The organism is Streptomyces sp. NBC_00122 (assembly GCF_045160845.1).
GTDB lineage: Bacteria > Actinomycetota > Actinomycetes > Streptomycetales > Streptomycetaceae > Streptomyces.
In genome coordinates this window covers 3,851,043-3,876,108 of record NZ_CP108191.1, presented here as the reverse complement: position 1 = coordinate 3,876,108, position 25,066 = coordinate 3,851,043, and the positions used below count along the sequence as shown (strand labels likewise).

Here is a 25,066-nt window from a genome sequence, read left to right as displayed (position 1 = left end):
ACCTCTGCCCTTACTTCGCAGCCGCGAGCTCGGCGGCCTTGTCGGCCGCGCCGTCCATGGTGTCCACGCGCTGCACCAGCGGGTGGTTGGCGTCCGAGAGGATCTTGCGACCCAGCTCGGCGTTGTTGCCGTCGAGACGGACGACGAGGGGCTTGGTGACCTCTTCGCCCTTGTCCTTCAGCAGCTGAAGCGCCTGGACGATGCCGTTGGCGACCTCGTCGCAGGCGGTGATGCCACCGAAGACGTTGACGAAGACGGACTTGACGTCCGGGTCGCCGAGGATGATCTCGAGACCGTTGGCCATGACGGCGGCGGAGGCGCCACCACCGATGTCCAGGAAGTTGGCGGGCTTGACGCCGCCGTGGTTCTCGCCGGCGTACGCGACGACGTCGAGGGTGCTCATGACGAGACCCGCGCCGTTGCCGATGATGCCGACCTCACCGTCGAGCTTCACGTAGTTGAGGTTCTTCGCCTTGGCGGCGGCCTCGAGCGGGTTCGCGGCCGCGTGGTCCACGAACTCCTCGTGGCCCGGCTGGCGGAACTCGGCGTTCTCGTCGAGCGAGACCTTGCCGTCGAGCGCGATGACGTCGCCGGAGGCGACCTTCGCGAGCGGGTTGACCTCGACGAGGAGCGCGTCCTCGGCGATGAAGGTCGCCCACAGGGTCACCAGGACCTCGGCCACCTTCTCGGCGACCTCGGCCGGGAACTGCGCCAGGGCGACGATCTCGCGGGCCTTCTCGATGGTCACGCCCTCGTTGGCGTTCACCGGGACCTTGGCGAGCTTCTCGGGAGTCTCCTCCGCGACCTGCTCGATGTCCATGCCACCCGCGACCGAGGCCATGGCCAGGAAGGTGCGGTTGGTGCGGTCGAGGAGGTACGAGACGTAGTACTCCTCGAGGATCTCGGGAGCCGTCTCGGCGATCATCACCTTGTGGACCGTGTGGCCCTTGATGTCCATGCCGAGGATGTCCGTCGCCCGGGCGACAGCCTCGTCCGGGGTGGCGGCCAGCTTCACGCCGCCGGCCTTGCCGCGGCCGCCGACCTTCACCTGCGCCTTGACGACCGACTTGCCGCCCAGCCGCTCGGTGGCCTCGCGAGCCGCCTCAGGCGTGTCGATGACTTCACCGGCCAGCACCGGTACACCGTGCTTGGCGAAGAGGTCCCTCGCCTGGTACTCGAACAGGTCCACGCGCGTCCGTCCCTTGTCTTTTTAAAGATTCGCAGTGATTCGCGGTTGTCTGCTATCTGCGTGGGCGTGCCGCGGAGGGCAACGTGACGGCGCTGTCACAAGGAAGGCGCACACGGTGACCGTGGACGCGGCATGTCCGTCCCGCAGGTTATCCCCGTGGGACGTAGGTCCCTAAATCGCAGATCACACCTGAGCGGTGATACCTGTCACAGAACACCTCACGGTTGAGCTGGAGATTCGTGTGATCTGCCGGTTCCCCGCGATCCGCGCGCGGCCGGTCACGGCACCGGCAGGGGCCGCTTCTCCAGGGCCGCGGCCATCACCTCGGGGAACAGGTCGGGGGTGCAGGCGAAGGCCGGCGCGCCCAGCGCCGCGAGGGCCGCGGCGTGCTCGTGATCGTAGGCCGGGGCGCCCTCGTCGGACAGGGCCAGAAGGGTCACGAACTCGACGCCCGCGGCCTTCATCGCGGCGACCCGTTTGAGCATCTCGTTGCGTATGCCGCCCTCGTAGAGATCGCTGATCAGGACGACGACGGTGTCGGCAGGACGGGTGATCTTCGACTGGCAGTAGGCGAGGGCGCGGTTGATGTCGGTGCCGCCGCCGAGCTGGGTGCCGAAGAGGACGTCGACCGGATCGTCGAGCTGGTCCGTGAGGTCGACGACGGAGGTGTCGAAGACGACGAGGCGGGTGGCGATGGAGCGCATGGAGGCGAGGACGGCGCCGAAGACGGAGGCGTAGACGACGGATGCCGCCATCGAACCCGACTGGTCGATACAGAGGACGACCTCCTTCTTCACCGACTGGGCCGCCCGGCCGTAGCCGATCAGCCTTTCGGGGACGACGGTGCGGTACTCCGGCAGGTAGTTCTTGAGATTGGCCCGGATCGTGCGGTTCCAGTCGATGTCGTGGTGGCGGGGGCGGCTGGTCCGGGCGGAGCGGTCGAGGGCGCCGGTGAGGGTGGCCCGGGTACGGGTCGCCAGGCGCTTCTCCAGCTGCTCGACCACCTTGCGGACCACGGCCCGCGCCGTCTCCTTCGTCGTGTCGGGCATCGCCTTGTTCAGGGAGAGCAGGGTGCCGACCAGGTGCACGTCGGGCTCGACCGCCTCCAGCATCTCCGGCTCCAGCAGCAGGGCGGACAGGCCGAGCCGCTCGATCGCGTCGCGCTGCATGACCTGGACCACCGAGCTGGGGAAGTACGTACGGATGTCCCCGAGCCAGCGGGCCACGTTGGGCGCGGATCCGCCGAGCCCGGCCGACCGTGCCCCCGACGTCTTGCGGGAGCCCCCCGCGCCGCCCGCGCCGCCCCCGTCGTACAGCGCACCGAGCGCGGCGTCCATGGCCACGTCCCGCCCGCTCAGCGCACACCCGGTCCCGCCTTCTCCCCCGCCGAGCACCATCCGCCACCGCCTCAGCCGCTCGTCCCCGGCGGTGCCTGCGGCGGCCGCCTCGGCCACCGTCGCGTTCTCCGTGCCGGTCATCCGTCCGTCCCCTCGACTCGTCGTGTGCCGGCGGCCACCGCCGCCGGTCCCTCTCCCCTCTCGGGCTCCCCCCTCGGGCCGCCGCTGGCCCGCCGCTAGCCCGCCCGGAGGGGGCCCGGCGGTGACAGCAGGAGCAGGACCAGGTCCAGGACCGCGTCCGCGCGGGCCGGGTCCAGGTCCGGGGCGAAGCCCTCGGGGGCCGAGCCGGCGCGAGACCGCCGGGCCGGGCCGCCGGGGCCGCGCCGGACCAGCTCGCCCAGGGTCCGCTTCACTCCCGGCTCGTACGCCCCGAACGTCCGCCGCAGCAGCGGCAGTACGTCGGTGAACGCACGCTCCGGCACCCCCGTCAGCCAGGCGTCGATCAGGCCCAGCAGCCGGTCGTCGTGGACCAGCAGGGTGCCGCCGCCCGAACTCCCGCCGGCGAAGCCCTCGATCCAGCCCGCCGCGTCGGCGGGGGAGGCCGCCGGGGACAGCGCGAGCCCCATCAGCCGGGCCGTCTCCCCGGCCGGGAGCCGTCCGTCGTCGAGCAGCAGCCGGGCCGCGCGGCCGCGGATCAGGCCCGGCACGGTCTCCCGGCCCGCCAGCGTCCGCAGCACCGCGGACCAGCGCTCGCGCAGCCCCTCGTCCGCGTCCGCCAGCAGCCCGACCGCCCCGTGCACCCCGTCCACGTGGCCGCGCAGCTCCGCCGCCGCGTCGGCGTCCAGCCCGGCGGTGCAGGCCGGCGGCAGCGCCACGCATATCCGTTCCGCGAGCCCGGCCGCCACCGTGCCGAGGGCCGCCGCGTCGGTGCCCCGGACGTCCCCGTACCGCAGCGAACGGGCCAGCGCGGGCAGGGCCTTGGCCAGGCGCGCCACATCGGTGTCCAGCGCCGCCCGGTCGGCGAGCGCCCGCAGCACGGCGGGCAGCGCCTGCGACAGCCCGGCCAGCAGGCACCGCTCGGCCAGTGCCGTGACCTCGCCCAGCTCCTCGGCGCCCGCGGCATCCGCCTCCGCCTTGGCGGTGGCCGCCGCCGGGACGGTGGTTCCCCAGATCCCGGCCTCGGCCACCCGCACCGACAGCTCCGGCTCCCAGCGCAGGCGCCAGGTCTCCCGGAAGGTGCCGGTCGTGCCCCGGGAGGCGGTGGGTATGCCCCAGTCGATGCCGAGCAGCCGCAGCCGGTGCAGCAGCAGGGACTTCGCCGCGTCGGTCTCCTTGCGCAGATCGAGCTCCAGCTCGCGGTCCTGCGCCTCGGGCTTGAGCCGCAGGGAGCGCTGGCGCCGTGTGAGGTCGCGCTGCAGCGGTACGACGGGCGCCGTGTCCGGGACCTCGCCGAGCACGTCTCCGACGACCAGGCGGTCCTCGATCAGCGCGAGCGGTATGTCGGAGCCGTCGCACATCACCGCCCGGACCGCTTCCAGGGTCTCCGTCAGGCCCGGCAGCGGCCGCCCCCGCATCGCGGCGAGGGTCCGGGCCAGCCGGACCGCCTCGATGACGTGGGCGGAGGAGACCTGCCGGTCCTCCTCCCGGAGCAGCCCGGCGACCTTGGTCAGCCAGCGCTCCACGGGCCGGTCCCGGGCGGCGAAGAGGTGCGCGTACCACCCGGGCGAGGCGATGCCCGCTCCGTACCCTCCGGCCCGGGCCAGCCTGCGGTGGGTCCAGGGCACCCAGGCGGTCTCCACCTTGACCTTGGGCAGGCCGGTCAGCAGCGCCTTGTCGGCGGCCGCGGTGGTCTTCGCGCGCAGCGCCGGGACGTGCCAGGCTCCGCACACCACGGCGTACGTGTCGCCGAACTCCCGGCGGGCGGCCCGCATCCGCTGCCGCATGTACGCCTCGCGCACGAGGTCGCGCCCGTGACCGCTCTCTCCAGACCCCTCGCGCAGGGCTCCCATGGCCTCCCCGAGCGCCTCGAACGGGGCGAGGGGATCCCGTACGGCCCCGGAGTCCCGGTGCTCGACCGCGTCCTCCCACCAGCGCTCGGGGTCGTCGTACCCGGCGGCATCGGCCAGCACCGCGAGGGGGTCCGGCCGGGCGGAGTCCGGCTCCTCGCCCTCGTCCCGCGCGGCCAGCGAGTGCGCGGCGGGGAGGTCCATGAACCGGACGGGTACGCCGGCCTCCTGGGCCCAGCGGATCGCGACCCACTCCGGGGAGAACTCGGCGAGCGGCCAGAACGCGGCCCGGCCGGGATCGTCCGCGGCGTGCGCGAGCAGCGCCACCGGCGGCCGCATCCCGGGATCGGCGGCCAAGGCGAGCAGCGCGTCCCCCTCGGGCGGCCCCTCGACGAGCACGGCGGGCGGCCGGGCCGCGTCGAGGGCGGCGCGCACGGCGCGGGCCGAGCCGGGCCCGTGGTGCCGTACGCCCAGGAGCAGTGGGCTCATACCGTCACCTCCCGGCAGGCGCGGTAGAAGTCCTTCCAGCCGTCCCGCTCGCGCACCACGGCCTCCAGGTACTCCTGCCAGACGACCTTGTCGGCGGCCGGGTCCCGGACGACGGCGCCGAGGATCCCGGCGGCCACGTCGGAGGGGCGCAGCACGCCGTCCCCGAAGTGGGCGGCCAGGGCCAGGCCGCCGGTGACGACGGAGATGGCCTCGGCGGTGGACAGGGTGCCGCTGGGCGACTTCACCTTCGTCCGGCCGTCGTCGGTGACTCCGTCGCGCAGCTCGCGGAAGACGGTGACGACGCGGCGGATCTCCTCCAGGCCCTCGGGTACGGCCGGCAGGTCGAGGGAGCGGCCCATCTGGTCGACGCGGCGGGCGACGATGTCGACCTCGGCGTCGGCGGTGGCGGGCAGCGGCAGGACGACGGTGTTGAAGCGCCGACGCAGCGCGCTGGAGAGCTCGTTGACCCCGCGGTCGCGGTCGTTGGCGGTGGCGATGAGGTTGAAGCCGCGCACGGCCTGCACCTCTTCGCCGAGTTCCGGTATCGGGAGGGTCTTCTCGGACAGGACGGTGATGAGGGTGTCCTGGACGTCGGCGGGGATGCGGGTGAGCTCCTCGACGCGGGCGGTCATGCCGTCGGCCATGGCCCGCATGACGGGGCTGGGGACGAGGGCCTCGCGGCTGGGGCCGTGGGCGAGGAGGCGGGCGTAGTTCCAGCCGTAGCGGATCGCCTCCTCCGGGGTTCCGGCCGTGCCCTGGACGAGGAGGGTGGAGTCCCCGCTGACGGCGGCGGCGAGGTGCTCGGACACCCAGGTCTTGGCGGTGCCGGGGACGCCGAGGAGGAGCAGGGCGCGGTCGGTGGCCAGGGTGGTGACGGCGACTTCGACGATGCGGCGCGGCCCGACGTACTTGGGCGTGATGACCGTGCCGTCGGCGAGCGTGCCGCCCTGCAGGTACGTGGCCACGGCCCAGGGGGAGAGCTTCCAACGGGCCGGGCGGGGCCGGTCGTCGGCGACGGCGAGGGCTTTCAGTTCGTGTGCGAAGGCGTCTTCGGCGTGCGGTCGCAGCGCCTCGCCGCGCTGGGTGTCCTCGGGCATGGTCATGGTCCCCCTCCGATGCTCGGCAGCCGCTCCCGACTGCTGTGTCCAAGGTGCACCACGGCACTGACAACGCCCTTTGTTCGAGGCGTTGTTGCAGGTCAGAGCGATTGTCAGTGGGGGTCCGTACGGTGGTTCACATGACTGAGCAGCACGTCCGCTGGACGGCGGAACAGGTACTGGCTCTGGCTCCTGACGATGCCTCACGCAAGGCGGGAGGCAGGCTCGGCGGGGCGGGTCCGTGGTCGCAGATCGGAGGTTCCGCTTCCGGTTCGCTGTGGGGGTTGTGCAAGGGCAGCGGCAGCACGCCGTACCGGACGGTCGTGGATCTGGCGGGGCCGGCGTACAAGTGCTCCTGCCCGAGCCGCAAGTTCCCGTGCAAGCACGCGCTGGGACTGCTGCTGCTCTGGTCCGCGGAAGGGGTGGGCGAGCCGGGTGAGGCGCCGGAATGGGCCGCACAGTGGCTGGCGGACCGGGCGGCGAAGGCCGCGCGGCCGGCCGCCGCGGCGGGCAGGCCGGCGGACGAGGAGGGGGCCCGTCGGCGGGCCGAGCGGCGGGCGGCGCGGATCGGCGCGGGCGTCGGCGAGCTGGAGCAGCGGCTGGCCGACCTGCTGCGCGGCGGTCTCGCCGACCAGGAACAGTCGGGGTACGCGAGGTGGGAGGAGACGGCCGCCCGGATGGTCGACGCCCAGGCACCCGGACTGGCCGCGCGGGTCCGGGAGTTGGGGACGATACCCAGTTGCGGCTCCGGCTGGCCCGCCCGGATGCTTGAGGAGGCGGCGCTGCTGCACCTGCTGGACCGGGCCTGGCTGGGGGTGGCCTCGTTGCCAGAACAGCTGGCGGCGACCGTGCGCAGCCGGGTGGGACTGCCGGCCTCCGGGGAGGGGGAGGCCGTACGGGACCGATGGCTGGTGCTCGCCCAGTACGACTCGGTGTCACCGGACGGCCGGCTCACCACCCGCCGGATATGGCTGCGCGGGCTGGGGAGCGGGCGGCCCGCCCTGGTGCTGGACTTCGGACCGCCCGGGCGGCCGCCGGGGCTGGCGCTGCCGGTGGGGCTGGTGCTGGAGGCGGAAGTCCGCTTCCGGCCCGGGTCGGCGGGGCTGCGGGCGGATCTCGGGGAGAGACGGCCGGCGGCCGTGCCGTGCGCGGAGGTTCCGGCCGGGGTGAGCACGGGGGCCGCCCTGGAGGCCTACGGGGCGGCGCTGCGGGAGGACCCGTGGCTGGAGTCCTGGCCGGTGGTCCTGGGCCCGGTGATCCCGATACCGGGAGAGCTGGGCTGGCAGCTGGCGGACGCGGAGGGCACCTCCGCCCTGCCGGTGCCCCTCACCGGGGCCGGGAGCCGCTCCCGACCGGGGTTGTGGCAACTGGCCGCACTGTCGGGCGGGGGGCCCGTCACGGTGTTCGGGGAGTGCGGCCATCGCGGCTTCACCCCCCTGACGGCCTGGCAGCCGGGCTCACCCGAGCCGGTGCCGCTCGCCTGAACAAGGGGCGGAAACACACAGGAAAGCGCTGGGGGCCTGGGGGCCCGTGTGCCGCGGGAGCGGCGGGGAGGGGAACGGGGAGGACACGGCGGCGCGGGTGCGTCGGCGTGACGTGACGAGAAGCCGGGGGGCTTTGCCGTGAACGACAACCACGCCAGCTGAACGAATTCAACGACGGCATCGACAGCTCCGGTCCCGCGGAGGGGGCGGGATCGGAGCGCAGGACTCGCAGAGGGCAGAGGGAGGGGTTCGATGGTCACGGGCGACGAGGGGTACGACGAGGGGTACGGGGACTGGGAGGAGCTGGTCGGCGCCGCACTGCTGGGCACCGACCGGCGCCGGGGCGGGGGCCCGGCCGGCTCGCCGGAGGCCTTGCTGGACGCGGCGGCCGTGCACACCGTGCGGCGCCGGGCGGGGCTGCGGCCGGCCGAGGCGGGCCCGCGCCCGCAGCCCGCGCCCCGGGACCCGCGGCCGGCACCACCGGCGGCGGCCCGGCAGCGGCTCGCGCAACTGCTGGCCGGCCGGACCGCCGCGGCGAGCGGCGGCCGGCGCGGCGCGGCCCCGGATCTGACGGAGCTGCTGCCGCAGTGGCTGGCCGCGGCCGGCCGGCACGGTTACCGCTCACCGGCCGCGCTCGTGCCCGCGCTGCTGGACGCGGCCCGGACCCGTACGGATCTGAGGGCACCGGCGCTGGCGCTGGCCGGGGCGCGGGGGATGTGGCTGGCGCGGCTGAATCCGGACTGGCGGTTCGCCCTGCGCGGCGGAGCCGGAGGAGCCGGGGAGCTGCCGGACGTGACGGACGGGGCCGCGGTGGAACGGCTGTGGCAGGAGGGGCTGTTCGCGGAGCGGGTGGCGCTGTTGGGTGCCGTACGGGCCCACGAGGCGGCGGCCGCGCCGAGGCTGCTGGCGACGACCTGGGCCACCGAGCGGGCCGAGGACCGGCTGATGTTCCTCGATTCGCTGCGGGCGGGGCTGTCGCCGCAGGACGAGCCGTTCCTGGAGGCCGCCCTGGGCGACCGCAGCCGCAATGTCCGCGCGACGGCGGCCGAGCTGCTGTCGGCGCTGCCGGGCTCGGCGCTGGCCGGGCGGATGGCGGAGCGCGCCCTGGCATGCGTGGGCCCCGAGGGGGTGACCCCGCCGGCCGAGTGCGATGCGCGAATGCTGCGGGACGGGGTGGTCAAGCGGCCCCCCGCCGGACGCGGGGAACGGGCCTGGTGGCTCGGCCAGTTGGTGGAGGCGGCCCCGCTGTCCTGCTGGCGGGATCGGTTCGGTGGGCTCGGCCCGGCGGAGATCGTGGCGCTCCCGGTGGCCGGGGGCGAGGAGTGGCGGGAGGAACTGCACGCGGCCTGGTGCCGGGCGGCGGTGCGCCAGCGCGACGCGCGGTGGTCGCGGGCTCTGCTCGGCCCGGCGTCCGCGCCGCCCGCGGCGGGGCCGGGGACGGCCTCACTGGCGGAGCGGGCGAAGCTGCTGGAGACCCTGTCGGACGGGGAACGGGCGGACTGGGTAGCGGAGTTCATACGGGCCCACGGGCTGTCGGAGGCGTTCCAGCTGCTCGGGGTGTGCGTGGTGCCGTGGGCCGGGGCGCTGGGGCGGGCCGTGGTCGACGCGCTGGACTCCGCCCGGGAGGCGGGCAGCTACCCGTGGAGCTTCAGCGGGGTGATGGGGCTGGCGGAGCGCTGCCTCGACCCTGCGGAGGCGGGGCGGCTGGAGATACTGACCGCGGCGGCCTCGGCGCCGCCGGAGGCGGAGTCCGGCGCCGCCGCGTACTGGGCGGAGGCCTTTCAGCGGCTGGTGGCCACCCTTCGCCTGCGCGAGGCGATGCTGGCGGAGCTGGCCCCGGCCTGACCCCGCCCTCCGGGGGCGGGGTGGCGGTGGCGGGGCTCGAAGATCCCGGGGCTCCGCCCCGGATCCCGCGCCGGACGGCCGTGGGACGGCTACTGGCGGACGTTGCCGCGGACCCAGTCGACGATGGAGGTCGTGGTCGCGCCCGGGGTGAAGATCTCGGCCACGCCCTTCTCCTTCAGGGGGGCGATGTCGTCCTCCGGAATGATGCCGCCGCCGAAGACCTTGATGTCCTCCGCGTCGCGCTCCTTGAGGAGTTCCAGCACGCGCACGAAGAGCGTGTTGTGGGCGCCGGAGAGGATCGAGAGGCCGATGGCGTCGGCGTCCTCCTGGATGGCGGTGTCCACGATCTGCTCGGGGGTCTGGTGGAGGCCGGTGTAGATGACCTCCATGCCCGCGTCACGCAGCGCCCGCGCGATCACCTTCGCGCCGCGGTCGTGGCCGTCGAGACCCGGCTTGGCCACCACCACACGGATCGGACCGGTCACACCCATCGCACTGCCTCCCGAGTGAACGAACGTTAAGTACAGCATCGCGCACGCCGCCGTTTCACGGTCAACCAGGAGGGGGAAATCACACGTGGGACGGCATTGCGCCACCGTGCCGGCAGCCGCACGGCACGGTGGCGCGACCGGCCGCAGTCCCAGAAGGCTCAGGGGAGGCCATCGATGGGGCTGTGCGTACCCGTGTCCATTCCCGTATCCGGCGCCGCGCTGCGGGCCGGAGCGCTCGAGGTGATCGTGCTCGGCGGGCACCTCCTCCTGTATCCCACCGGAGTGTGCCAGGAGAAGGTCGGCGCCGGTCCACCGGCGACACGCTCGTCCGCGACGTCCGCGACGCGCCCGCCCGCCCTCCTCCTCCACGGGTTCTCCGACAACCGTTCCGTCTTCGTCCTACTGCGCCGCGCCCTCGGGGCGGGGGGCCGCCGGCACGTGGAGGCGTACAACTATTCGCCCTTCACCCGCGACCTGCGCGTGACCGCCCGCCATCTGGCCCGGCGCGTCGAGGAACTGTGCACGCGCACCGGGCAGGAGCAGGTGGACCTGGTCGGCCACAGCCTGGGCGGACTGGTCGCCCGGTACTACATCCAGCGCCTCGGCGGCGACGCCCGCGTCCGGACGCTCGTCACGCTCGGCACCCCGCATTCCGGCACGTCGGTCGCCCCCTTCATGGACGCGCACCCGCTGGTCCGGCAGATGCGCCCCGACTCCGAGGTGCTCGCCGAACTGGCCGCGCCCGCGCCCGGCTGCGCGACCCGATGTGTGGCGTTCTGGAGCGAGTTCGACGCGCTGATGGCCCCGGTCGGTACGGCCCGGATCGAGCATCCGGATCTGCGCGTGGAGAACGTGCAGGTCACCGGCATCGGGCATCTCGCCCTGCCCGCGCATCCCACCGTGATCGCGGCGGTCCTGCGCGCCCTCGACGGGCCCGCGACGGCCGTGTCGGGGAGCTCGGAAGCCACGTCCGTCGCATAGACGCACAACGACGAAGAGTCGAACGAATTTCGAACTCAAGGCCAAGGGTGCGTCTTTGTGCGACCGAAAGACGGCCGAATGCCCGGTTCCCGGGATATGGACGTCCTCCGAAGATTGTCGTTGCCAGTAACCGCCGGGTACAGTCACGCCACTGCTCTCCTCCGGTGAACCACGAGTTCCCCGGCCACCCAGGCCCCCACTGCCGAGGCGAAAGAGAAGTTGGTGAACGACCGCCCCTCGCCGGGCCAGTACCCGGATCCCGGGTATGACGGCCTTGCCACCGCCACTTTCGCTGGTGACTCGACCTACGTTTCCTACGAAACGCAGGGCCAGGGGGTCAACTACGCGGCATACGGCTCCTACGAGACCGGCGCGTACGACACCACCGCGTGGACCTCGCAGGACCCCTACCTGTGCTCGATCCCGGCCCAGGGTGTCCCTGCGGACGGCACCGGGCTGGGGGCACCTCCCAGCGGTAGCTGGGGGAGGGACACGAACGCCTGGAGCACCCCGAGCGCCCCGAGCGCGGACTACTCCGGCTACACCGAGTACCAGCAGCCGCAGGCCTCCTTCGACTACGAGACCTCCGCCGAGCAGACCGGCCACTGGTCGATGCCGGGCTACGGCACCCTCACCGGCACCGAGACGGGGGCGTACGACGCCACCGCCTGGAACTCCGTCCCGGAGACGCAGACCCAGCCGCAGCAGCAGCCCGAGACCGGCTACACGTACGGGTACGAGTACCAGCAGCCCGCGCAGCAGGAGCAGGAGTACGCGCAGCCGGAGCAGGAGTACGCGCAGGAGTACACCTACGAGGCGCCCTACAGCGAGACCGCGGTCTTCGAGCCCGTCACCGACGAAGCGCCCGAAACACCCGGGGCACCCGAAGCGGACGAGGCGCACGAAGCGTACGAGGTGCCCGAGGCGTACGACCTCCCCACCCAGGCCGTACCCCTGACCTCCGTGCCGCGCGCCGCGCGCCGGACCACCGCCAAGGGCGACACCAAGGCGGGCACCAAGGCCGGCGCGAAGGCCGGCAGCAGCCGTCGCCGCACCCCGGCGAAGCGTTCCGCCTTGTTGACCGTGGCCGTCCCCTCCGCCTGCGTGATGGGCGTCGCCGGCGTCGCCGCCGCCTCCGTCGGCGGGCTCACCGGCACGGACAAGCCCAGCGAGGACACCACCACGATGGCCGCGCCCGACCCGGCCTCCGTCAAGCCCGTCGCGGCGAACACGAAGCTCGACACCCAGCTGGCGGCGCTCAGCGCCGACGCGGGCGACTTCGCGGACCGCGCGAGCCGCACGCAGGAGCGCATCGACCTGCGCCAGCGCCAGGACGATGAGAAGAAGAAGAAGGCGGAGGAGGCCGCGGCCAAGGAAGCGGCCCGCCCCAAGTTCGCGATCCCCGTCGGGCAGCACGGCCTCAGCGCCAGCTTCGGCCAGGCGGGCGGCATGTGGATGTCCGTGCACACGGGCATCGACTTCCCGGTCTCCTACGGCACCCCGGTCATGGCCGCCACCGACGGCACCGTGCGCACGCAGTGGAACAGCGCCTACGGGAACATGGCCATAGTGACCTCGCCCGACGGCACCGAGACCTGGTACTGCCACCTCAGCAGCACCAAGATCCGGTCCGGCAAGGTGAAGGCCGGCGACGTCATCGCCTACTCGGGCAACTCCGGCAACTCCACCGGCCCGCACCTCCACTTCGAGGTACGGCCCGGCGGCGGGTCCGCGATCGACCCCCTGCCGTGGCTCCGCAGCCACGGCCTGGACCCGACGTAACCCGACGTATCCCGGCGAACCCCTGGGCCCTCCGGGCCCCCTGGACCCCTGAGCCCCCGGCCCCCCGAAGGGGGTCAGAGCTTCTGCACCGGCGCGTAGCGCAGCAGCAGCCGCTTCGGCTTGTCGTCCCCGAAATCGATGGTGGCCTGCGCGTCCGCGCCCGCTCCCTTGACCTCCATGACGGTCCCGAGCCCGAACTGGTCGTGCGTGACCCGGTCCCCGACCACGAGGGTGATGACCGGCTTGTCGGCGGCCCGGCGCGTCGCGAACCCGGACGGGCCCGACTTCGTACGCGACGAGGACAGGAACGCCTCCGGCGAGGTGCCGAACGAGGCCTTGCCGCCGCCGAAGCCCGAACCCGAGCCCGAAGACCCGTAGCCCGAACTCCGCATCGGCCCGGCCGGCTTCTGAGAGGCGCCCGTGCGCTTCCACTGCAGGTACTCGGCCGGGATCTCCTCCAGGAACCGCGACGGCGGGTTGTACGAGGGGGTCCCCCACGCACTGCGCATCGAGGACCGGGTCAGATACAGCCGCTCGCGGGCACGCGTGATGCCGACGTACGCGAGGCGGCGCTCCTCCTCCAGCTCCTTGGTCTGGCCCAGCGACCGCATGTGCGGGAAGACCCCGTCCTCCATGCCGGTCAGGAAGACCACGGGGAACTCCAGGCCCTTGGCGGTGTGCAGGGTCATGAGCGTGATGACGCCGCTGCCGTCGGTGTCCTCGTCCGGGATCTGGTCGGAGTCGGCGACGAGCGCGACCTGTTCCAGGAACTCGGCGAGCGTGCCGGGGCCAGGAGCCGGGGCGCCGGCCTCGGCCGCCTCGGTGGCCGCCGCCTCGCGCCCCTGCTCGAACTCCAGTGCCACCGCCGCCAGTTCCTGGAGGTTCTCGATCCGCGTCTCGTCCTGCGGGTCGGTCGACGCCTGGAGCTCGGTGAGGTAGCCCGTGCGCTCCAGCACCGCCTCCAGCACCACCGCGGGGCCCGCGCCGGAGTCGACGATCGTACGGAGCTCCTCCATCAGCACGTTGAACCGCTTCACCGCGTTGGTCGAGCGCGCGGCCATGCCGAAGGCCTCGTCCACGCGCCGCAGCGCCTGCGGGAAGGTGATCTTCTCGCGCATCGCGAGGGCGTCGATCATCGCCTCGGCGCGCTCGCCGATGCCGCGCTTGGGCACGTTCAGGATGCGGCGGAGCGGGACGTTGTCCTCCGGGTTCGCGAGGACGCGCAGGTACGCGAGGACGTCGCGGACCTCCTTGCGCTCGTAGAAGCGGACGCCGCCGACGACCTTGTAGGGCAGCCCGACCCGGATGAAGATCTCCTCGAACACGCGCGACTGCGCGTTGGTCCGGTAGAAGATCGCGACGTCCCCGGCCTTGGTCTCCCCGGCGTCCGTCAGCCGGTCGATCTCGTCGGCGATGAACTGCGCCTCGTCGTGCTCGGTGTCCGCGACGTAGCCGGTGATCACGGCGCCGCTGCCGGCCTCGGTCCACAGGTTCTTGGCGCGGCGGTTCTCGTTGCGCTCGATGACCGCGTTGGCCGCGGAGAGGATCGTCTGCGTGGAGCGGTAGTTCTGCTCCAGCAGGATCGTCGTCGCGTCCTTGTAGTCCTCCTCGAACTGGAGGATGTTGCGGATGGTCGCGCCGCGGAAGGCGTAGATCGACTGGTCGGCGTCACCCACCACGCACACCTCGGCGGGCGGCAGGTCCGGGTAGCCGGTGCCGACCAGCTCGCGCACGAGCGTGTACTGGGCGTGGTTGGTGTCCTGGTACTCGTCCACCAGGACGTGCCGGAAGCGGCGCCGGTAGTGCTCGGCGACGTCCGGGAAGGCCTGGAGCAGGTGGACGGTGGTCATGATGATGTCGTCGAAGTCGAGCGCGTTGGCCTCGCGCAGCCGCCCCTGGTACATCGCGTACGCCTGGGCGAGGGTCTTCTCGAAGCCGTCCACGGCCTGGTCGGCGAAGGCTTCCTCGTCGATCAGCTCGTTCTTCAGGTTGGAGATCTTGGCGTTGAAGGCCTTGGGCGGGAACTTCTTCGGGTCCAGGTCCAGGTCGCGGCAGACGAGCGCCATCAGGCGCTTCGAGTCGGCGGCGTCGTAGATCGAGAACGAGGACGTGAAGCCGAGCCGCTTGGACTCGCGGCGCAGGATGCGCACGCACGCGCTGTGGAAGGTGGAGACCCACATGGCGTTCGCCCGCGGGCCGACCAGGCCCTCCACGCGCTCCTTCATCTCACCGGCGGCCTTGTTGGTGAAGGTGATCGCCAGGATCTGGCCGGGGTGGACGTTCCGCGCGGCCAGCAGGTGGCCGATGCGGTGGGTCAGCACCCGGGTCTTGCCGGAGCCGGCGCCGGCCACGATGAGCAGCGGGGAGCCCGCGTGCACCACGGCCGCGGCCTGCTGCTCATTCAGCCCGTCCAGGAGCGCCGCCGGGTCGATGACGGGCCTGGGGGCGCCGTCCCGGTAGTACGCGTCCCCGGTCATGGGCACGTCGAACCGGCCCCCGAAGAGGTCGTCCGCGCCCGCTTCCGGGGCGGCGTGGTCCTCGGGCGGCGGCGGGACCTCGTCGGAGGGGGTGAGGTCCGCCAGGAAACTGTCGTCAAAGAGGCTGCTCATCGCATTCCGAGTCTAGGGGGCGGGACCGACAGCCGGTTCCGGGCCCGGAAAATCGCCTACGGCGAGCGCCAGCAGACCCGGGAAGCGCTGCTCCAGGTCCGCTCGGCGCAGGGTCAGGAAGAGCTTGCGGCCCTCGGGGCGCTGACAGATCACGCCGGCCTCGCGCAGTGTGCGCAGGTGGTGGGTGACGGTGGAACGGGGCAGGCCTTCGGCCACCGCACCGCAGTAGACCTCCGACTCCGAGCCGGCGAGGGTCCGGACGATCTCCAGCCGCACCGGATGACCGAGGGCCGCCAGGACCTCGACCAGTGCGATCCGGGCGGCGTCGGGGTGGTGGAGCGCTTCGGCGGCCATGCAGCAACTGTACGCAAAACCCGAACGGACATTGACCAACCGTACGAAAATCTCGTACGGTCTCGACTGTACGAGATCTTCGTACGGTCATTCGGACGTTCCGGCGCTCCGACACTCCGACGTTCCGACGTGAGGACTCCCATGCCCGCCACCACCGCCCCGCTCGACGACGCCTCCCTCGCCGCCTCCCTCGACGGCGGCTTCACCAGCCACCACGCCGAGGTCAACGGCACCCGCCTGCACTACGTGGAGGGCGGCGGCGGCGAACCCCTCGTCCTCCTCGGCGGCTGGCCGCAGACCTGGTGGCAGTGGCACAAAGTGATGCCGGCCCTGGCCCGCCGGTACCGGGTGATCGCCGTGGACCTGCGCGGCATGGGCGGCTCCGCCAAGCCGGAAGAGGGGCCGGATGAGGGGTACGACAAGAAGACGATGGCCGCCGATGTCCACGCCCTCCTGAAGCACCTGGACATCGGCCGGGCCCACGTCGCGGGGCACGACATCGGCGCGATGGTCGCCTACGCGTACGCCGCCAACCACCCCGAGGCCACGGACCGGGTCGCCCTCCTCGACGTCTCGCACCCCGAGGAGTCCTGGACCCGGATGCCGCTGCTCCCCCAGCCCGGCCCCGTCCGCCACCTGTGGTGGTTCGCCTTCAACCAGGTGCACGGGCTGCCCGAGCAGCTCCTCGCCGGCCGCTACCACCTCCTGCTGGACTGGCTGTTCGCCGCCATGACGGCCGACCCCGCCTCCATCGACGCCCACTCCCGCGCGGTGTACGCGCGGGCCTACGACTCCCCGGACGCGATCCGGGCCGGCAACGGCTGGTACCGCGCCTTCGGCCAGGACATCGCCGACCTCGCGGCCTACGCCCCCGTGACCGCCCCGCTGCTCGCCCTCGGCGGGGAGCACAGCAACTACGGACGCCTGGTGGCGGCGGTCCCCGCGCTGGGCACCGACACCCGGGTCGTCCGCGTCGACGGCAGCGGGCACTACCTCCCGGAGGAACAGCCGCAGGCCGTCGTCGACGAGTTGACGACGTTCTTCGGGTGACGGCCCGCCACCCTCCGGCCGGGCCCGCGGCCCACGTCCCAGACCACGTCCCAGACCACCTCCCGGCCCACCTCCCGGCCCGCTCGAAGACCGCGGACGACCGCCCCGTACGCTCGACGCATGACCGTCCTGATCAATGTCTTCGTCGGCCTGCACATCATCGGGATAGCCTCGCTCCTCGGCGGCTTCCTGACCCAGATGAAGGCGATGGGCGCGGGCACCGCCCGCTTCGTGCCCGCCATGCTGCACGGCGCGCTGACCATGCTGGTGACCGGCGTGCTCCTGGTCGGCTTCAACGAGATGGACGGCTCCGCCGTCAACAACATCAAGATCGGCGCGAAGCTCGCGATCCTCTTCGTGATCCTCTCCCTCGTCTACGTCAAGCGCGACGAGGAGCGGGTGGAGAAGGCGCTGTTCGGCGCGGTCGGCGGACTGACCGTGGTCAATATCTTCATCGCCACCCTCTGGCACTGATCCCGCTTCGGTCCCGCGCGGCCATCCCCGGTCGCATCAGGCCACTTGCGGTCACCCGTCATCCAGCCGTTACCTCCGGGTCTAGCGTCCTCCTCCAAGCACCGACGGAGGAAGGACGTGAGGCCCTCGTGGCCAGTCATCGAAAGCCCAGGCAGCGCCCGCTTTCCGGCGGCACCGTACGGACCGCCGCCACCACCCTCGCCCTCGCGGGCGCTGCCACCGCCACCGCCTTCGAAGGCACCTCCCAGGCCGACCCGCAGCCCACCGCCGGGCAGGTCGAGTCGGAGGTGGACCGGCTCTACGAGGAGGCGGAGGCGGCGACCGAGCGGTACAACGGGGCGAAGCAGAAGGCCGACGAGGCCGAGCAGGCGCTGACGGGACTGCGCGACGAGACCGCCCGCAAGACCGATCAGCTCAACGCCGCCCGCGGCACGCTCGGTTCGCTCGCGGCCGGCCAGTACCGCAACGGCGGGTCCCTGGGCACCGCGGTGAAACTCGCGACGGCCAGGGACCCGCAGGAGTACCTCTCCCAGGCCTCCCTCATCAACCGCGCCGGGGACCGCAATGCTGCCGGGATCAGCACCGTGCGCCGCAAGCTCGACGAGGTCGCCACACTGCGGGAGCAAGCCGGCGGGCGGCTCGCCGAGCTGCGCGCGCAGCGGGACGAACTCGCCCGGCGCAAGGCTGAGATCGAGGGCAAGCTCGCCACCGCCAAGCAGCTGCTGGCCAAGCTCACCGCCGAGCAGCGGGCCGCGTACGAGGCCCGTACGGCCGGGGCCGCCCCCGTCTCCGGCCCGCAGTCCGCGCAGTCCCCGGCGTCCGCCCCGGCATCGGCCCCGGCGCGGGTCGGCGGAGAATCGCGCGCGGCCCGCGCCGTGGCCTTCGCGCACGGGGCGATCGGCAAGCCGTACGTGTGGGGCGCGACGGGTCCGGGGTCCTTCGACTGCTCGGGCCTGACCCAGGCGGCCTGGCGCGCGGCCGGGGTCTCCCTCCCCCGCACCACCTACACCCAGATCAATGCCGGACAGCGCGTCTCCCGCGACCAGCTGGCCCCCGGCGACCTGGTGTTCTTCTACTCCGGAGTCACACACGTCGGGATGTACATCGGCAACGGCCAGATGATCCACGCCCCGCGGCCCGGTTCCACGGTCCGGGTGGCACCGATCGACTCGATGCCGTGGGCAGGCGCCTCCCGTCCCGCGTAGCGCCTCCCGCCCCCGCAACGGCCGCTACGGCGTCTTGACCACGGTGCTGAGCCACTGGAAGGTCTGGGGCAGCTGCTTCGACCACGATTCGAGGTTGTGGCCGCCGACCACCTTCTCCGCGTGCACCACCGTCGGGCTCTGCGCGATCCCCTTGAGGTCCGTGCCGGACAGGTAGCCGTCCTGCTCGGCCCCCGACATCCACAGCGAGACCGCGGGCGGCTTCGGCGCGGCCTTCAGCACGTTCTTCAGGTTGTGCGTGGTGCGCATCTGCGGGTCCTGGGCCACCAGGGAAGTGGGCTCCTGGCCGGGGTCGTTGTAACCGGACAGGGAGACGGCCGCGCTGTAGCGGTCGGGGTGGGCGATCGCCAGCTTGGCCGCGCAGTACGCACCGGCCGAGTACCCGGCCACACCCCAGGTGCGGGCCTCGTCCGAGACCCGGAAGTTGTCGGTGACCATCTTGCGGACGTCGACGCTGAACCAGCTGTCGGCGTTGACCTTGCCGGGGATGTTGGCGCAGCCGGTGTCGGCGTTGCCGACCAGCATGGCGCGCGGTGAGACCAGGATGAACGGCTGCACCTTGCCGCTCTTCATCAGCGGCTCCAGTACCTCGTGCGCCTTGAGCCCCTGGAACCAGGACTTGCCCGTCCCCGGTATGCCCGGGATCAGCTCGACCACGGGGAACTTCTTGTCCTTGAAGGCCGGGTCGTCGTACTGGGGCGGCAGCCACACCATGACGTCGCCCTTGACCCCGGAGATCTTGCCGTCGAGCTCCGTCTTGCGGACCCGGCCGCCGAGGCCCTCGACCGGCTCGAAGTTCTGCTTCACCTTCGGCTCGGCCTTGACCTCCGCGACCTTCTTCCCGCCGAGCCCGTCCGGCCCGAGGTCGGGGGCGGCCGTGACGTACTTGCCGGTGCCGAACAGATCGCCCCAGGAGGCGTAGAAGTTCATGTCCCGGTTGAGCGCGATGAACACCACCGCGACGGCGGTGACCTGGGCGAACACCACCATCAGGGCACGGGTGGCCACGCGCACGGCGGCAGGCCCGCGCACCTTGCTCCACACGGCCAGCGGAAGGAGGACGGCGATCACGGTCAGTACGATCACCGTCACGAACAGGGGAGTCCCCGTCAAGCTCATCACGGCAACGTAGAGGGCGCCGCGGCCCGCCCCGGTTGCCCGGGGGGCCTGCGGCATGGGTCACACCGTTCCCTACCGGCCGGTCACACCAGGCGGCGCGCCGTCGCCCAGCGGGTCAGCTCGTGCCGGTTGGAGAGCTGGAGCTTGCGCAGCACCGCCGAGACGTGCGACTCCACCGTCTTCACCGAGATGAAGAGCTGCTTGGCGATCTCCTTGTACGCGTACCCGCGCGCGATCAGCCGCAGCACCTCGCGCTCGCGCTGGGTGAGGCGGTCCAGGTCCTCGTCCACGGGCGGCGCGTCCGACGAGGCGAAGGCGTCGAGCACGAAGCCCGCCAGCCGCGGCGAGAACACCGCGTCCCCGTCCTGCACCCGGAACACCGAGTCCACCAGGTCGGTGCCGGTGATGGTCTTGGTGACGTAGCCGCGCGCGCCGCCCCGGATGACCCCGATGACATCCTCTGCCGCATCCGACACGGACAGGGCCAGGAACCGTACGGGGTTCTCGGCCGCCGACATCAGCGGGGCGCAGCGCCGCAGCACCTCGACCCCGCCGCCCCCGGGCAGGTGCACGTCCAGCAGGACGACCTCGGGCCGGGTGGCCGTGATGACGGTGATGGCCTGGTCGACGTCGGCGGCCTCGCCGACGACCTCGACCCCCGTCCGTGCGGTCTCGCCGATCTCGGCCTGTACGCCGGTGCGGAACATCCGGTGGTCGTCGACGAGCACCACCCGGACGCGCCGGGCCTCGGTCCCGTTCTCGGTCGTCCCAGCTGCCTCGGTCATGCTGCGTTCGCCGCCCTCTCCATCTCCAGCTCGACTTCCGTGCCGCCGTCGGGCGCGGACCGCAGCCGTGCGGTCCCGCCGTTGCGCTGCATCCGGCCGATGATCGATTCTCGTACGCCCATGCGGTCGTCCGGTACCGCGTCCATGTCGAAGCCCGGTCCCCGGTCCCGTACGGACACGAACACCGTCTGCCCCTCCACCTCCGCGTACACCTGCACGGGCCCGCCCTCGCCACCGTACTTGGCGGCGTTGACCATTGCCTCGCGCGCGGCCTGGATCTGTGCGGCCAGCCGCTCGTCGAGCGGGCAGTCGCCGACGACCACGACCTCGATGGGGACGCCGTGGTGGTCCTCCACCTCGGCGGCGGTCTTCTTCACGGCCTCCGCCAGGGTGGCCGCCTCCTCGGCCTCGTCCTTGCCGGTGCCCTCGGGCTTGTACAGCCAGTTCCGCAGCTCCCGTTCCTGGGCCCGCGCGAGCCGGCGTACCTCTCCGACGTCCTCGGCGTTGCGCTGGATCAGGGTGAGGGTGTGCAGGACGGAGTCGTGCACGTGGGCGGCGACCTCGGCGCGCTCCTGGGCGCGGATGCGCATCAGTCGCTCCTCGGAGAGGTCCTGGGTCATCCGGATCAGCCAGGGTCCGGCGAGCAGGGCGACGCCGACGAGCACGGCGAGGGTGGCGGTGAGGACGTTGCCGAGCTGCGCCGCGGAGCCGCGTACGACGATGAAGACGGTGAGGCCCACGCCGACCAGGACGACGCCCGCGAGCGCCCGGGCGACGGGGAGCAGGCGCCCGTTCCGCGCGGCGGACTCGTTCCAGTGGGCGCGGCGGGAATTGTCCGCCTGTCGCCATACGAGCACCACCCCGGCCCCGACCAGCAGCGTCGGCCACACGTACCGGCCGGAGGCGCCGCCGAGCTGGACCTTGGAGATGAAGATGCCCGCGCCGATGCACAGGGCGATCAGCGCGGTGATCTGCCCCCGGTCGGGTTTGCGCAGGCGGCGGGTGCCGTCGGGCAGGGTCTCGAAGTAGGAGCGGTGCCCGGCGCGGCCGCCGACGCCCAGCGGTACGAACACCCAGAAGGCGGCGTACAGCAGCACGCCGAGGCCGTCCCCCCACATGAACAGGCCCAGGAAGGCCAGCCGGACCCAGATCACCTGCAGCCCGAGGTGCCCGGCGAGACCGCGCGCGACACCGCCGAGCATCCGTCCTTCGGCGCTGCGGTAGAGCTTGCGCTGCGGAACGTCCTCTATGTCGGACACGAGCGGGGGGCGGGGGGCGGCAGCTACGGGCATGTCACCGATGGTCACACGCGCGGGCGCGGTGCGGACATCAGGGCTGCCCCCCAATTCGGCTTCGCGGATATCAGGGTTGTGCCAGGGTCGGGCCCGATGCCGACGGCGGCCGGGGCCCGTCACCATGGACCCATGACCGAAGTACACGACGCCCCGCCTGGGAGTTCCTCCGGACGAAGCCCGGGAGAGGATCCCGGGGCACCCCAGTACCCCGACGCCCGGCCTCCCCTGCGCCGCAGCAAGCGCGACAAGGTCCTCGCGGGCGTGTGCGGAGGGCTGGGCCGGTACTTCGACCTGGACCCGGTGGTCTTCCGGATCGTCCTCGGTGTCCTCGCCGTCACCGGCGGCGTCGGGCTGATCTTCTACGGGTTCGCCTGGCTGCTGCTCCCCCTGGAGGGCGAGGACGACAGCGAGGCGAAGAAGATGCTGACCGGCCGGGTCGAGGGCGCCACGCTCGCGGCGGTGTTCGCCGCCCTGGTGGGCTGCGCGCTGTTCCTGTCGATGCTGGACAACGGCGGCCTCGCGGTCTTCTCGGTACTGGTCATCCTGGCGCTGGGCGGTGCCTCGTACTGGTCTCAGCGGCGGCGCCTCGTCCAGCCCCCGGAGGCGCAGGCCCCCGACGCGCACTCGCCCGCCCCGCCGGAGACGAAGGCTCCGCCCGCCCCGGGCGCCCCGTCGTGGTGGCGCGACCCGCTGGTCAAGGACGGCACCACGGGCCCGGTCGGCGCCACGGGGTACCTGTGGGGGCCGGACGACACCGCCGACGCGGTGCGCTCCGCCGGTGCTCCGAAGAAGGCCGCGAAGGCGCCCGCCGTCGCGGCTCCGCGCGGCGGGATCGGCGGCCGGGTCTTCGTGCTGGCGCTGATCGCCGGGATCGTCGGCACGGCGGTGAACTGGGAGGGCCACCCGCTGGGCGAGGCCCTGCAGACCGGGCTCGCCGCCGCGCTGGTCGTCTTCGGCCTCGGCCTCGCGGTCAGTTCCCTGCTGGGGCGGACCGGCTTCGGCACGGTCGTGCTGGCCCTGCTGACCTCGGGGCTGCTCGCGGTCGCGGCCGTGCTGCCCCAGGAGATCGGCACCGACTGGCGGGACACCGAGTGGCGTCCGGCCGCGGTGGCCGACGTACGGCCCGTGTACGAGGCGGACACCGGCTTCGCCACCTTGGACCTCAGCCGGCTGGACGTGCCGAAGGGCACCACCCTGGCCGTCGCCGCCTCCCTCGACGCGGGCCGGCTCAAGGTGATCGTGCCCCGGGAGGTGACGGCCGAGGCCGACGTCACGATCGAGCTGGGCGACATCCGGATGCCCGGGGACACGAGCCAGGACGTACGGATCCGCGGCGGCGGCGAGCACCAGCAGGAGACCCTGGTGCCCCCCGCGGGCACCGAGGCCGGCGGGACGATCAAGCTGCACCTGAACGCGGGTGTGGGACAGGTGGAGGTGGCCCGTGCGGCGTCATGAGTTCCAGCCGGGGCGGCTGATCGCGGGGCTGGCCCTGCTGGTGGCGGGCGTGCTGTACCTGCTGAGAAGCAGCGGCGAGGCCGACGTGCCGTGGTTCGTCGTGGTCCCGATCGCGCTGGGCGGGCTCTCGCTCGCGGCGCTCGTGGGGATGGTGACCTACGCCGTACGCCGTGACCAGCGCGATCGGATCACCGAGTCGAGGGACAGGTAGGGCGCCCCGGCGAGGATCAGCGGGGTCCAGGCCATCAGGTAGATCAGGTCGTTGCCGTAGTAGTACGGGGTCACCGCCCACGACACCGTGAGCCACAGGCTGAGCGAGATCAGCGCTCCGCCCAGGGCCGCGACGCGTGTCAGCAGGCCGGCCAGCACCCCGAGGCCCACCAGGATCTCCCCGATGGCCAGGGCCACCGCGAAGCCGACGGGGGCCTTCAGCGCCAGGTCCACGAGGGCGGGGACGGCTGAGGTGTCGCGCACCCCGCGCATCAGCTCGCCGATGGAGCCCGCACCGGAGGCGGAGAGGAACGCGGAGTCGGTCAGCTTGTCCAGACCCGCGTAGACGAAGGTCACGCCGAGGAAGATCCGCAGGGGCAGCAGGGCGTGCCGGGCCGCCGTCTCCTTCAGCGAGGAGCGCTTCGGCGGGAGGACAGCCGAGACATCAGTTCGGGTCATGGGGGCATGTGTACCCCGTTCACTCGGCCACGTCGATGGTGCAGCGGTTGGATTCCACTCCGGCGGCGGTCACCACCTGGATCTCGACGCGTCCCGGTTCCACTTCCGCCGGGACCGGCACGGTCAGCACGGCGTCGGAAGGGTTGGTGAACCCGCCCGCCACCGGGACCAGCGGCACGTGCACGTGGACCGCCCCGATCCGCACCACCAGCCGGGCCAGCATCTCCGGAGTCTGCGCCCCGGGCGGCACGAAGCCCACCCCCCGGATCTCGATGTCGTCCCCGGGGCGGACGGCCGCGTCCAGGTCCCCGGGCTCCCGTCTGCGCACCACCGACAGCACCAGCGGGCGGGTGCCCTCCGCGTACTTGGCCGCCAGGTACACCGCGGCCGACAGGGCCATCAGCAGGGCCAGCGCCCACGGGAGCCGCGGCAGCCGGTCCGGGAAGCGGGCCAGCGACGCCGCCGCGTAGGCCAGCACCACCGTCGAGACGAGCATGTACTGCGCGTCCGGGAAGCTGCCGCGCCCCGCGTCGTCCGTCAGCAGGTCCACCCCCCGCGGCCGGTCGGCGGGCAGCTTCTGCAGCCGCTGACCCATGATCCGTACGGAGACCACCCGGCGCACCAGCACGGCCACGACGGAGGTCAGCGAGACCACCGCCAGCAGGGGCAGCGCCCGGTCCAGCGCCAGTCCCGCGTACAGCGCCTGCCGCTCCGGGCCGGGCGACGAGGCCGCCAGCCGCAGCGCGGGCAGCAGTGCGGCGAACGCCGTCAGCACCACCCAGGCACTGGGCACCGTCTTGGAGGTGGACAGCCGGTTGTCCTCGCCGACGAGCGGGGCGAGGAGTCCGCCGCGCACCGACTGGGCGCGGGCCGCGACGGTGAGCAGCCCGGCCAGCGCCAGGGCCGTCAGCAGTCCGGCGGTGCGGGCCGTGGACCAGCCGGTGCCGAGCGCGGTGCCGACCTGGAGGAGGAGCAGGACCCCGGCGGCGATCCACACGGCGAGCACGGCCCGCCGCGAGAACAGGTACAGCCAGGAGCTCCCGGCCTCCCGGCCGCGGTCGGCGACGCTGCGGGCCGACAGCGTCAGCTCGTCGGAGACCCACTGGCGGGACGCTCCGAGGGAGTGGGCCACGGCGGCCGGCACCCCCTGCCCCGCGGCGAACTCGTCGCGCTTCTCCCGGAAGGCGGCGACGGCGCGGCGGTGCCCTACCCGCACGCACTCCTCGCAGGTGCAGGCGGCGGTATGGGTACTTCGGGAGATCTCTTGGACAGCCACGTGCGTGCCGCCTCTCTGAACAACGGTGCAGTGCCAGCGAATTGTGCACCACTGCG

General features: G+C 72.8%; 21 protein-coding genes. 9 read left to right on the top strand and 12 right to left on the bottom strand.

Going from position 1 to position 25,066, the window contains the following annotated elements:
- Positions 1-10: 10 nt before the first annotated feature.
- The 4 genes from sucC to OG737_RS18450 all read right to left on the bottom strand — a co-directional run bounded on the left by sucC (position 11) and on the right by OG737_RS18450 (position 6,124).
- Complete coding sequence (gene sucC, locus OG737_RS18465; RefSeq protein ID WP_030864234.1) at positions 11-1,189, bottom strand: ADP-forming succinate--CoA ligase subunit beta; 1,179 nt, start codon at positions 1,187-1,189, stop codon at positions 11-13.
- A gap of 278 nt (positions 1,190-1,467) precedes the next feature.
- On the bottom strand, positions 1,468-2,667 hold the full coding sequence (locus OG737_RS18460) for a VWA domain-containing protein (RefSeq protein WP_328927226.1): 1,200 nt from the start codon (positions 2,665-2,667) through the stop codon (positions 1,468-1,470).
- A gap of 95 nt (positions 2,668-2,762) precedes the next feature.
- Complete coding sequence (locus tag OG737_RS18455; RefSeq protein ID WP_405921767.1) at positions 2,763-5,021, bottom strand: DUF5682 family protein; 2,259 nt, start codon at positions 5,019-5,021, stop codon at positions 2,763-2,765.
- Positions 5,018-6,124, bottom strand: a complete 1,107-nt coding sequence (locus OG737_RS18450) for an AAA family ATPase (protein WP_405921766.1) — start codon at positions 6,122-6,124, stop codon at positions 5,018-5,020. Before OG737_RS18450 ends, OG737_RS18455 begins: the two co-directional genes overlap by 4 nt.
- A gap of 134 nt (positions 6,125-6,258) precedes the next feature.
- On the opposite strand from OG737_RS18450, the gene OG737_RS18445 reads away from it, so the two are divergent.
- Both OG737_RS18445 and OG737_RS18440 read left to right on the top strand, forming a co-directional pair.
- The gene (locus tag OG737_RS18445) at positions 6,259-7,602 is read left to right on the top strand and encodes an SWIM zinc finger family protein (protein WP_328927223.1); all 1,344 of its coding nucleotides are present in this window, start codon (positions 6,259-6,261) and stop codon (positions 7,600-7,602) included.
- A 252-nt stretch (positions 7,603-7,854) separates the two neighbouring features.
- On the top strand, positions 7,855-9,447 hold the full coding sequence (locus tag OG737_RS18440) for a DUF5691 domain-containing protein (protein ID WP_405921765.1): 1,593 nt from the start codon (positions 7,855-7,857) through the stop codon (positions 9,445-9,447).
- 89 nt (positions 9,448-9,536) lie between these two features.
- Here OG737_RS18440 and OG737_RS18435 read toward each other — a convergent pair whose 3' ends face one another.
- Positions 9,537-9,938 (bottom strand): cobalamin B12-binding domain-containing protein, encoded by a 402-nt coding sequence (locus OG737_RS18435; protein ID WP_328927221.1) that lies wholly within the window; start codon positions 9,936-9,938, stop codon positions 9,537-9,539.
- Positions 9,939-10,112: 174 nt separating this feature from the next.
- On the opposite strand from OG737_RS18435, the gene OG737_RS18430 reads away from it, so the two are divergent.
- Both OG737_RS18430 and OG737_RS18425 read left to right on the top strand, forming a co-directional pair.
- Positions 10,113-10,919, top strand: a complete 807-nt coding sequence (locus OG737_RS18430; RefSeq protein ID WP_328927220.1) for an alpha/beta fold hydrolase — start codon at positions 10,113-10,115, stop codon at positions 10,917-10,919.
- 222 nt (positions 10,920-11,141) lie between these two features.
- Entirely contained in the window at positions 11,142-12,701 is a 1,560-nt protein-coding gene (locus tag OG737_RS18425) for a peptidoglycan DD-metalloendopeptidase family protein (RefSeq protein WP_405921764.1), read from the top strand.
- A 74-nt stretch (positions 12,702-12,775) separates the two neighbouring features.
- Here the strand turns inward: OG737_RS18425 and pcrA are convergent, their stop codons facing one another.
- Positions 12,776-15,310: a DNA helicase PcrA gene (pcrA, locus tag OG737_RS18420; RefSeq protein WP_328927218.1), complete on the bottom strand. Its 2,535-nt coding sequence runs from the start codon at positions 15,308-15,310 to the stop codon at positions 12,776-12,778.
- Between the two features lie 12 nt (positions 15,311-15,322).
- Positions 15,323-15,664 carry a metalloregulator ArsR/SmtB family transcription factor gene (locus OG737_RS18415; RefSeq protein ID WP_328927217.1) on the bottom strand — a complete coding sequence of 114 codons (342 nt, stop codon included), beginning with the start codon at positions 15,662-15,664 and terminating at the stop codon, positions 15,323-15,325.
- 141 nt (positions 15,665-15,805) lie between these two features.
- Here OG737_RS18415 and OG737_RS18410 point away from each other — a divergent pair, with 141 nt between their 5' ends.
- The 3 genes from OG737_RS18410 to OG737_RS18400 all read left to right on the top strand — a co-directional run bounded on the left by OG737_RS18410 (position 15,806) and on the right by OG737_RS18400 (position 18,393).
- Complete coding sequence (locus OG737_RS18410; RefSeq protein ID WP_328927216.1) at positions 15,806-16,714, top strand: alpha/beta hydrolase; 909 nt, start codon at positions 15,806-15,808, stop codon at positions 16,712-16,714.
- A 120-nt stretch (positions 16,715-16,834) separates the two neighbouring features.
- Positions 16,835-17,188, top strand: a complete 354-nt coding sequence (locus tag OG737_RS18405) for a hypothetical protein (protein WP_328927215.1) — start codon at positions 16,835-16,837, stop codon at positions 17,186-17,188.
- 128 nt (positions 17,189-17,316) lie between these two features.
- Complete coding sequence (locus OG737_RS18400; RefSeq protein WP_405921763.1) at positions 17,317-18,393, top strand: NlpC/P60 family protein; 1,077 nt, start codon at positions 17,317-17,319, stop codon at positions 18,391-18,393.
- Positions 18,394-18,417: 24 nt separating this feature from the next.
- Here the strand turns inward: OG737_RS18400 and OG737_RS18395 are convergent, their stop codons facing one another.
- The 3 genes from OG737_RS18395 to OG737_RS18385 form a co-directional block, all read right to left on the bottom strand.
- Positions 18,418-19,530: an alpha/beta hydrolase-fold protein gene (locus OG737_RS18395; RefSeq protein ID WP_328927213.1), complete on the bottom strand. Its 1,113-nt coding sequence runs from the start codon at positions 19,528-19,530 to the stop codon at positions 18,418-18,420.
- Between the two features lie 83 nt (positions 19,531-19,613).
- Positions 19,614-20,315 (bottom strand): response regulator transcription factor, encoded by a 702-nt coding sequence (locus tag OG737_RS18390; protein WP_328927212.1) that lies wholly within the window; start codon positions 20,313-20,315, stop codon positions 19,614-19,616.
- A complete protein-coding gene (locus OG737_RS18385) occupies positions 20,312-21,607 on the bottom strand; it encodes a PspC domain-containing protein (RefSeq protein WP_405921762.1) in 1,296 nt (431 codons plus the stop codon). The genes OG737_RS18390 and OG737_RS18385 overlap by 4 nt, the downstream gene beginning before the upstream one ends.
- Positions 21,608-21,739: 132 nt before the next feature.
- On the opposite strand from OG737_RS18385, the gene OG737_RS18380 reads away from it, so the two are divergent.
- Together OG737_RS18380 and OG737_RS18375 are read left to right on the top strand one after the other, a co-directional pair.
- Entirely contained in the window at positions 21,740-23,065 is a 1,326-nt protein-coding gene (locus OG737_RS18380) for a PspC domain-containing protein (protein WP_328927210.1), read from the top strand.
- Complete coding sequence (locus OG737_RS18375) at positions 23,052-23,276, top strand: hypothetical protein (RefSeq protein WP_328927209.1); 225 nt, start codon at positions 23,052-23,054, stop codon at positions 23,274-23,276. The genes OG737_RS18380 and OG737_RS18375 overlap by 14 nt, the downstream gene beginning before the upstream one ends.
- Here OG737_RS18375 and OG737_RS18370 read toward each other — a convergent pair.
- A complete protein-coding gene (locus OG737_RS18370; protein WP_328927208.1) occupies positions 23,222-23,734 on the bottom strand; it encodes a DoxX family protein in 513 nt (170 codons plus the stop codon). The two genes, OG737_RS18375 and OG737_RS18370, sit on opposite strands and share 55 nt — an antisense overlap.
- Before the next feature lie 19 nt (positions 23,735-23,753).
- A complete protein-coding gene (locus OG737_RS18365) occupies positions 23,754-25,010 on the bottom strand; it encodes a hypothetical protein (protein WP_328927207.1) in 1,257 nt (418 codons plus the stop codon).
- Positions 25,011-25,066: the final 56 nt, after the last annotated feature.

Excerpts from the sequence above, each read along its gene's own strand:
- OG737_RS18390 (WP_328927212.1), bottom strand. The coding sequence starts at position 20,315 with ATGACCGAGGCAGCTGGGACGACCGAGAACGGGACCGAGGCCCGGCGC.
- OG737_RS18445 (WP_328927223.1), top strand. The coding sequence starts at position 6,259 with ATGACTGAGCAGCACGTCCGCTGGACGGCGGAACAGGTACTGGCTCTG.
- OG737_RS18405 (WP_328927215.1), top strand. The coding sequence starts at position 16,835 with ATGACCGTCCTGATCAATGTCTTCGTCGGCCTGCACATCATCGGGATA.
- OG737_RS18395 (WP_328927213.1), bottom strand. The coding sequence starts at position 19,530 with ATGAGCTTGACGGGGACTCCCCTGTTCGTGACGGTGATCGTACTGACC.
- OG737_RS18455 (WP_405921767.1), bottom strand. The coding sequence starts at position 5,021 with ATGAGCCCACTGCTCCTGGGCGTACGGCACCACGGGCCCGGCTCGGCC.
- OG737_RS18415 (WP_328927217.1), bottom strand. The coding sequence starts at position 15,664 with ATGGCCGCCGAAGCGCTCCACCACCCCGACGCCGCCCGGATCGCACTG.
- OG737_RS18385 (WP_405921762.1), bottom strand. The coding sequence starts at position 21,607 with ATGCCCGTAGCTGCCGCCCCCCGCCCCCCGCTCGTGTCCGACATAGAG.
- OG737_RS18380 (WP_328927210.1), top strand. The coding sequence starts at position 21,740 with ATGACCGAAGTACACGACGCCCCGCCTGGGAGTTCCTCCGGACGAAGC.
- OG737_RS18450 (WP_405921766.1), bottom strand. The coding sequence starts at position 6,124 with ATGACCATGCCCGAGGACACCCAGCGCGGCGAGGCGCTGCGACCGCAC.
- pcrA (WP_328927218.1), bottom strand. The coding sequence starts at position 15,310 with ATGAGCAGCCTCTTTGACGACAGTTTCCTGGCGGACCTCACCCCCTCC.
- OG737_RS18440 (WP_405921765.1), top strand. The coding sequence starts at position 7,855 with ATGGTCACGGGCGACGAGGGGTACGACGAGGGGTACGGGGACTGGGAG.
- OG737_RS18410 (WP_328927216.1), top strand. The coding sequence starts at position 15,806 with ATGCCCGCCACCACCGCCCCGCTCGACGACGCCTCCCTCGCCGCCTCC.
- OG737_RS18430 (WP_328927220.1), top strand. The coding sequence starts at position 10,113 with ATGGGGCTGTGCGTACCCGTGTCCATTCCCGTATCCGGCGCCGCGCTG.
- OG737_RS18435 (WP_328927221.1), bottom strand. The coding sequence starts at position 9,938 with ATGGGTGTGACCGGTCCGATCCGTGTGGTGGTGGCCAAGCCGGGTCTC.
- OG737_RS18460 (WP_328927226.1), bottom strand. The coding sequence starts at position 2,667 with ATGACCGGCACGGAGAACGCGACGGTGGCCGAGGCGGCCGCCGCAGGC.
- OG737_RS18370 (WP_328927208.1), bottom strand. The coding sequence starts at position 23,734 with ATGACCCGAACTGATGTCTCGGCTGTCCTCCCGCCGAAGCGCTCCTCG.